The sequence below is a fragment of the Microcella sp. genome, assembly GCF_033763155.1.
Classification (GTDB): Bacteria; Actinomycetota; Actinomycetes; order Actinomycetales; family Microbacteriaceae; genus Microcella.
The window spans coordinates 1-7,090 of record NZ_JANRKZ010000061.1; the positions used below are offsets into that span (position 1 = coordinate 1).

Consider the following 7,090-nt stretch of genomic DNA (forward strand, 5'->3'; position numbering starts at 1 on the left):
ACGACCCCGAGAGCGTCAAGAATCACTCCACCGCCACCCCACGCCGTGATGATCTGAACAACCAACAAGACGATCACGAGCGGCGCCAACGCGATCGACAGCGCCGCGGCCACCGGCAACGCCACCGTGTCGAGCTCTGCCACGATACCGTCGGCACTCACTGACGCCGAGCGCCGAAGTCGAGCAAGGCCCCACCACATCAGTGCGATCACGCCAACAATGGCAATCGAGAGAGGCAGCCGGTGCGGGTCAACGACCGCGCCGACATCGGCGAACAGCCCGAGCACCAGTTCACCTATGCGCCACAGAACGACGGCCAGGAATACCACCACGATTGCGGCCGGAATGACACCGAATGCCCTGCCCGGTCGCTCGAGCGTGAGCGGGCGATTCACCGCAGAGACCGCCGTCGTTGCGGCAATGACAGCGAACTCTGCGGCGGCGACCCCCGCGGCGAGTGCGGCGGGTACCGCGAGCTGCCCGAGCGTCGACATCACCAGTGACGCGCTCGAGGGGCCAAAGTCGATGCCATACGGCGCGCTTTGCGCGGCGCTCCGCCCCAGGGAGACCACCATCGATCCCCCAATGATGGCCACGACGACGACAAACTCCCACCAGGCAAAGGTCGCCCGGCGGCGAAGTAACACGAAGCCAAAGAGGCTCACGACCGCGATGACTGAGACCACCTTGCCTAGCGTGAGGGTTACGCCGCTGGCACCATCAACGCCGAGGTCGAGCGAGCCGACAAACAGCAGGATAAGAGCCGTCATGACTGTCAGCACCACGGTGGTTCGTCGACGCGTGTGAAGAGCGGCCGTCTGCATGAGCGCGAGCGAGAGCACGACGAGCCAAAAGATCGTCGGCAACATGAGGCGCGGCAACGAGAGGACATTTCCACCAACGGTCACCGATAGCGGCGCCACGGCACGAATGACGGGGGCTCCAAGAATCACCACGACGGCGATGCAAAAGGCCACGACTCCCACGACCATGATCGGGCGGAGCCCTACCGGCCAACCCGTGTCCCGCAGTCGTCCGTGTCGGATGGGGTCGACGATGACACCCCGCCAAAATCGCGTGAGGCCGTCTGCAACGCGCGAGCCGCCACTCATCGCGCGCCCCCCTGGTCTCGCAGCTCCCACCGACGCAGAATTCCGTTGCTCTCCATCACGACGAAAGCATCGCCAACAGCGCGGGCGAAGACACGCGACGACGGTGCGCTTGCATCGATGGGGAGGCTGTCGATCACCACTCCGGTTGCCGCCACTCTCAGTTCGATCGCCGTCGGATACACCAACGTGACCACCGCGGAGCCGTCATCGGCAACGATTGCCACACCACCCGGTGCCCGCCAGAGCACGTTCCCCAGGCGTGAGTCGAGCGCAACGGAGCTCTCTTCCGTCATCACCATGACCACGTCGCGCGTCGCGAGGAGATCAGTCGATGAGCCGGCGATTGCGGTGTTCCAGCGCTCGGCCCCCGTCGTCGCATCGAATGCCATGAGCGATCCCGACTCAAGCAATGTCACGATGAGCCCGCTCGAGGCGCTCACAGTCAAACGCGCGATCGCGCCCGGCTCGTCGCGCCACACCACGGCACCCGTTGTGGCGTCGAGTGCCGTGAGGCGCTCCCGCTCATCGGCCACAACCACGAGGTCGCCCACCACGAGAACGGGGGCGCGCGCGTCAGCATCGAGCGACTGTGACCAGAGTGCGACGCCGCGTTCAGCATCCACTCGAGAAACGGTGCCGCTGCGGGCGGCAACGATCACGTCGGGCGAGCCATCGTCGCCACGAAACGCGACGGGCGGCGCGATGACAAGCTCGTCGGAGCCCCACGACCAGACTCGACGCCCCTGCGGGTCATACGCCACCACGCGCCGGTTCGCCGTCGTCGCGACCACAAGATCGCCGACGGTACCAATCGCGACAACCGTGCCACCGGGATGCCCCACCCACGAAAGCGACGCTGTCATGCGGTCGAGATTCCACACCTGAACGTCGTCACCCTGGTCATTGACGGTGACGAGTCTGCCGTCGGTGGTTGCGGTCGGAGGCACGCCGAACTGCCCCGACGCCTCGGATTCACCGAAAAACGGGTCGCTCGTCTGCAGCGGAAGCACGCGGCCGGGAAGCAATCGTGACGATGGTGTGAGGGAGTCAGTGAAGCCAAGCGGTGGCCGATCATCCGCCACCACAAAAGGCACCGCAACGGGCCGCACCTCAAATCGACCCGAGGGTTGATTGTTGATGGTGCCGCTGCTCCACACCGGGCCACGTCCGGGGCACCAGACTGTTGACTCGTCAATCGTCGTCGAGAAGCTTGCGTCAGCGTTGTCGATCACGATGAGGCTCTCGACCCCGAGACATCCACCGGTCAGCGGAATCTCCCGGCCGTCCAGGTCGGTAAACGGGCCATCGGCGCGCAGCGCCGCGAACGTCGCGGTGTAGGTGAGCACGCCTCCCGGCAGTGCGTCTCCCGACGAGTTCCATTCGTCACCCGGCTGAACCTCCGCGGGCAAGAGACGTATCGGCGGGTCAAAAACGAAACCGAGGGGCCCACCCCACGATGCGACCTGCTCGATGCCCTCGTTCGTCAAGCGGTTCAACTCAGCGCCGCGTTGTCCGTTATCGGAGACGGAGGTCGACCGCCACCACTGTGCCTGGGCAACCTCGTCGGCGCCGAGGGCGTCAAACAGCGTCGCGGCGACGAATCCGGGAGCCGCAAGCACCGCTTCGATGCCGATCGTGCGGCTTGACTCACTCACACTCTGCACACCGGCGGCATCGACCGTGACAGAGCGATGACCGTCGGGAGGCACATAGCGGGATGACGTCCCGCCCGCCACCTCGGGAACACCCTGGTCAACAGCATCGAGAGCACTGCCGAGCGTGAGCACAACGAGGGGAATCGCAACCCAGGCCAGCCACGACGTGCGGCGTCGCGTCGGTGGTTCACCGCTCGTGCGCGGAGCGAACTCAGAGTGCGGCGCAGTCGGCTCGGCAGCTCCCGTGGTCACGAGCGCCAGCATAGGCTGCCCGAGCGCGTCGGTCACCGCATCGAGTCGAGTATTCCGATCAGATCGTCGAGAGTCGTTCGCGGGTTCACAATGGCGAAGCGTGCGTTGGTGCGGCCCGCATGCGAACTCGGCACAACGAACGCGTGCTGATCATCGAGCAGTTGGTTCGACCAGTGTGCGTAGTCCCCGGGCTCCCAGCCCACTCGCTCAAACACCACGACCGACAACTGCGGGTCACGCACCAGGGTGAGGTAGTCGCGAGCGGCGATCTCGCGACCAACCGCATGCGCCAACTCGATCGAGACGGCGATCGCGTCGCGATAGGCCTGCGCCCCGAATGTTGCGAGCGAGAACCAGAGCGGAAGCCCTCGCGCCCGACGCGTGAGTTGCACCGAGTAGTCCGAGGGGTTGTACTCGGTCGAGTCGGTGAGGGCATCGAGATACTCGGCGTGCTGGGTGTGGGCGAGGCGTGCAATCTCCGGATCACGGTAGAGCAGCGCGCACGAGTCGAACGGCGTGAAGAGCCACTTGTGCGGGTCGACAATCAGCGAGTCAGCACGCTCGATTCCCGCAAAGTGCGGGCGAGCAATGTCGGTGAGTGCCGCGGCGAGGCCGTAGGCGCCATCGATGTGCAACCAGAAATCGTGCTCGTCTTTCAGCGCTGCAATAGAGGCAATGTTGTCAACAATGCCGAAATTGGTTGAGCCGCCGGTCGCGACAACCGCGATCACGGAGTCGCCATGCTCGACGAGAGCGGTTCGCACCCCGTCGCCATGCATCACGCCACTGTCGCCCACGGGAACGGCGACCACGTCGATATCCATGACCTTCGCGGCACTCGCGATCGACGAGTGGGCCTCGGCGCTCGCAATGACCACCCATCGGTCCGGTCGTGGGCGGCCGGCTTCCCGTCGCGCGCGATCAGCGTGGTCGCGTGCTGCCACGAGAGCCGAGAGGTTTCCGATCGTGCCCCCCTGCACGAAGACGCCTCCCGCGCTCGCGGGCAATCCAAACTCGTTCGCAAGCCAGGCGAGCACATCATTCTCGGCGTAGACCGCGCCGGAACCTTCCATCCACGAACCGCCGTAGACGGCCGTTGCCGAGACGATCAGGTCAAACGCCGTGGCCGCTTTCGAGGGCGCCGACGGAATGAACGACAAGTACTGCGGATGCTCGGTCGTAATGCACGACGGCGCCAACACGTTCTCGAACAAGGCGAGGGCGCGACGCGCACCCATGCCCTCGTCGCTGATGGTGCGCCCGGCCAAGCGTCGAAGCTCGGCGGGTGTGAACGGTTTGTCGAGCGGAGTGTCATCGCTCAGAATGCGACGCCGGGCATACTCGAGAACCATGTCGACGATCTCGGTTGTTTCGGCAGTGATGGCGTGCATACGCTCGGCGGCATTGGCCTGATCGCGGCTCACGGAGGTCCTCTCGAACCGGATGCGCGGTCACCGCGGCATCCCCCGGCGCGCCGCCCCGCCACTCGGGTCAGCAGGCGCCGGATACGACGAATCCCGGCCGAAACCGGGATGTCGTTCGTACGTGGACCTGAGGGGACTCGAACCCCTGACCCCCTGCATGCCATGCAGGTGCGCTACCAGCTGCGCCACAGGCCCGTGGCTTCGGCCCAGAAGGCCGGTGACAACTCGACAAGACTAGTACACGCGGAGGCCGCCGACCAATTCGAGCCGAGTCATCTCGGCGGTTAGTCGAAGAGCTCGCTCAGCCAGTTCTTGGGGCGACGATACGAGCCGCTCGACGAGCCATACCCGCCGCCGTAGCGCGGTGCTGAGCCCGGCGAGTTCGATCCCCAACGGTGCGGGTACCCGCCCTGCTGGTGCCCGGGTTGGGCGAAGCCCCCCGGGGGGAAGCCTCCGGCCGGCTGCCCGACCGGCCCCGAGTCGCGCGGGAGGTCGACGCGCGGCGCGGCGCTCGACGTCGAGGCAACGGTCGATGCTCGATCGATGATCTTGTCGAGTTCACCCCGGTCAAGCCACACACCACGACACTGCGGGCAGTAGTCGATCTCGATGCCGTTGCGGTCGCTCATGACCAGAAGAGTGTCGTCAGTAGGGCATTTCATGCCCCCTAGTCTGCCGCCCCGTTGCTATGCGTCGACTGGATGTTCGCCGAGCGACAGGGGAATCGCGGGGCAGTCTTTCCAGAGGCGCTCAAGCGAATAGAACAGGCGCTCTTCTTCGTGAAAGACGTGCACGACGATGTCGCCGAAATCGAGCAAGATCCAGCGCCCCTCAGCCCGACCTTCACGACGCAACGGCTTGGCGCCCGCCTCGATCATGCGATCTTCAATCTCCGACGCGATCGCTTGTACGTTGCGTTCGTTGCGGCCCGTCACCAGCAAAAAGACATCGGTCAACGGCAACGGGCCCGAGACGTCAAGAGCCACGAGATCATCGCCCTGCTTCGAGTCGGCGGCGCGGGCAGCCACCTGAGTGAGAGCGATGGCGCGTTCTGTGGCAGTCACGATGTCCTTCGACGAGATGCGGGAAGCAAAAAACTCAGAATAGCCCGTTGGCCGCTGCGATCACGAATAGTCCGATCGCGACGACAGCCATGACCACGGTCGAAGCCACCAAGACCGTCGTGATGGTATTGCTCGCGGGGCGGCGGTTCGTGGCGATCACGCTGTGGCTTGACGTGTGGCTGCTCACGGCCTTGAGTGCACTGACGGGAGCGGCGTCGGGGGGCGCGGTGGTGAGATCACCCGGGTCGAAGAAGTCATCGATTTCGGCCGTTTCGTGAACGGCGGGCACCGCTCCCGTTGATGACACCACCCGGGGAACGTCGATCATGCCCGTGATGATGATCTCGCCGGTGCCCGCAACGGGGCCCGAAATTCCCCCGGTCGGCATCTCCGGCAAGACCAACGCGTTCGTGTTCGACAGGCTGACCGCCGACCCCACTTCGCGGCTAAACGTATTGACGAAGGGGTCTTCATCGTCGTGGATGCCCACAGACCAGTGCGAGCCCGTTGCGGTCGACGTCGCCCCGTCGGCCGGTGCCACTGAGCCACTCAGGGATTCCGGTGCCGCCGTGGGAATCGCCGTCACACCGTGGCCGTCAGGTGTCGTCAACGAGACCGGCTGCTGCGCAGAGCTGGAATTGATCGGAGAGCCCACCAACGGCTCGGCGATCGGCTGGGCGATCGGCTGGGGGGCGAACCGGGGTTCATCGAACGCGCCCGGCGAGTACGCGGAGGGCGCGAAAGCGGGCTGCGCCGGGGCGGGCTCTGCGGCAGCGGGCTCGGCGGGAGCAGGCTGCGTGTAGGTGGGTTGGAGGACCCCGGGCTGTGCAAATTGTGCTGAGGTGAACGCCGCAGGAGCCTGCGCGTCATCACCGAGACGAGGGCCGCCCGGGCGTGCGTCGACCCCAGCGACCACACCCGATGAGTCAGGTTGGGCGAGAGAGCGGTCGCGCAGTTCGCGCAACTCGCGCCGCGAGAGCGTGCTCTCGTTCGGGATCGAGCCGGTTGCCTGGGCCGGTGGTGTCGCGAGCGGCGGTGCCGTCACATCCGGTGGCCGCACGTGCGACGCCAGCTGCGTGTGATAGTCGAGCGGGGCATCGGCCGCGCCGCCCCACGCGCTCTCGGGCGTTGTGGCTACCGCGGGCTGCTCGGCCGGCGGTCGAAAGTCGCGTCGACGAACCTGCGTACCACTCCCTCCCGCAGGAGGAGCGACCGGCGGCGCCGCCGCCGGGGGAACGATGAGCGGCTCCACGAGAGGCGGAGCCACATACGGCGGCATGCCAGCTGAGCCCGCGCTTGCCGTGCCTGAACCGCCTCCCGCGATGGGCCCGCCATCGAGCCCGACGACGGGGTGGTCGACAGGCGGTGCGTCGTAGTGCGGCACGCGGGGCCGAATCTGCGTGCGGTACTCGACGTCGCCGGGCGCCGACGGGGCGACGTTAGCGGGGGCACCGCCGCGCGCGCGTCGCGTCAGTGGCGGGGCGGCGACCTCGGGGTGAGCATCCTGAGCCGTCACCTCAGCCTGCCGCGCGGCACGGCGGCTCTGAGGCGGGTCGATGGGTGTGCTCATAAGGGTGTGCTTC

General features: G+C 66.3%; 5 protein-coding genes, 1 tRNA gene and 1 pseudogene. All 7 read right to left on the reverse strand.

Features of this window, described 5'->3' with window-relative positions:
• Positions 1 to 992: hypothetical protein (locus SFU54_RS02765; protein WP_319014788.1), on the reverse strand; the 992-nt coding region annotated here is incomplete at its 3' end.
• A 116-nt stretch (positions 993 to 1,108) separates the two neighbouring features.
• A complete protein-coding gene (locus SFU54_RS02770; protein WP_319014789.1) occupies positions 1,109 to 3,019 on the reverse strand; it encodes a PQQ-binding-like beta-propeller repeat protein in 1,911 nt (636 codons plus the stop codon).
• A 32-nt stretch (positions 3,020 to 3,051) separates the two neighbouring features.
• A complete protein-coding gene (locus tag SFU54_RS02775; protein WP_319014793.1) occupies positions 3,052 to 4,410 on the reverse strand; it encodes a pyridoxal phosphate-dependent decarboxylase family protein in 1,359 nt (452 codons plus the stop codon).
• 155 nt (positions 4,411 to 4,565) lie between these two features.
• Positions 4,566 to 4,638 (reverse strand) — tRNA-Ala (locus SFU54_RS02780).
• 89 nt (positions 4,639 to 4,727) lie between these two features.
• Positions 4,728 to 5,072, reverse strand: a complete 345-nt coding sequence (locus SFU54_RS02785; RefSeq protein ID WP_413466544.1) for a zf-TFIIB domain-containing protein — start codon at positions 5,070 to 5,072, stop codon at positions 4,728 to 4,730.
• Positions 5,073 to 5,129: 57 nt separating this feature from the next.
• On the reverse strand, positions 5,130 to 5,507 hold the full coding sequence (gene rsfS / locus SFU54_RS02790) for a ribosome silencing factor (protein ID WP_319014791.1): 378 nt from the start codon (positions 5,505 to 5,507) through the stop codon (positions 5,130 to 5,132).
• Between the two features lie 34 nt (positions 5,508 to 5,541).
• A pseudogene (locus SFU54_RS02795) lies at positions 5,542 to 7,090 on the reverse strand (hypothetical protein); the annotation flags it as partial.

Excerpts from the sequence above, each read along its gene's own strand:
- SFU54_RS02775 (WP_319014793.1), bottom strand. The coding sequence starts at position 4,410 with ATGCACGCCATCACTGCCGAAACAACCGAGATCGTCGACATGGTTCTC.
- SFU54_RS02785 (WP_413466544.1), bottom strand. The coding sequence starts at position 5,072 with ATGAGCGACCGCAACGGCATCGAGATCGACTACTGCCCGCAGTGTCGT.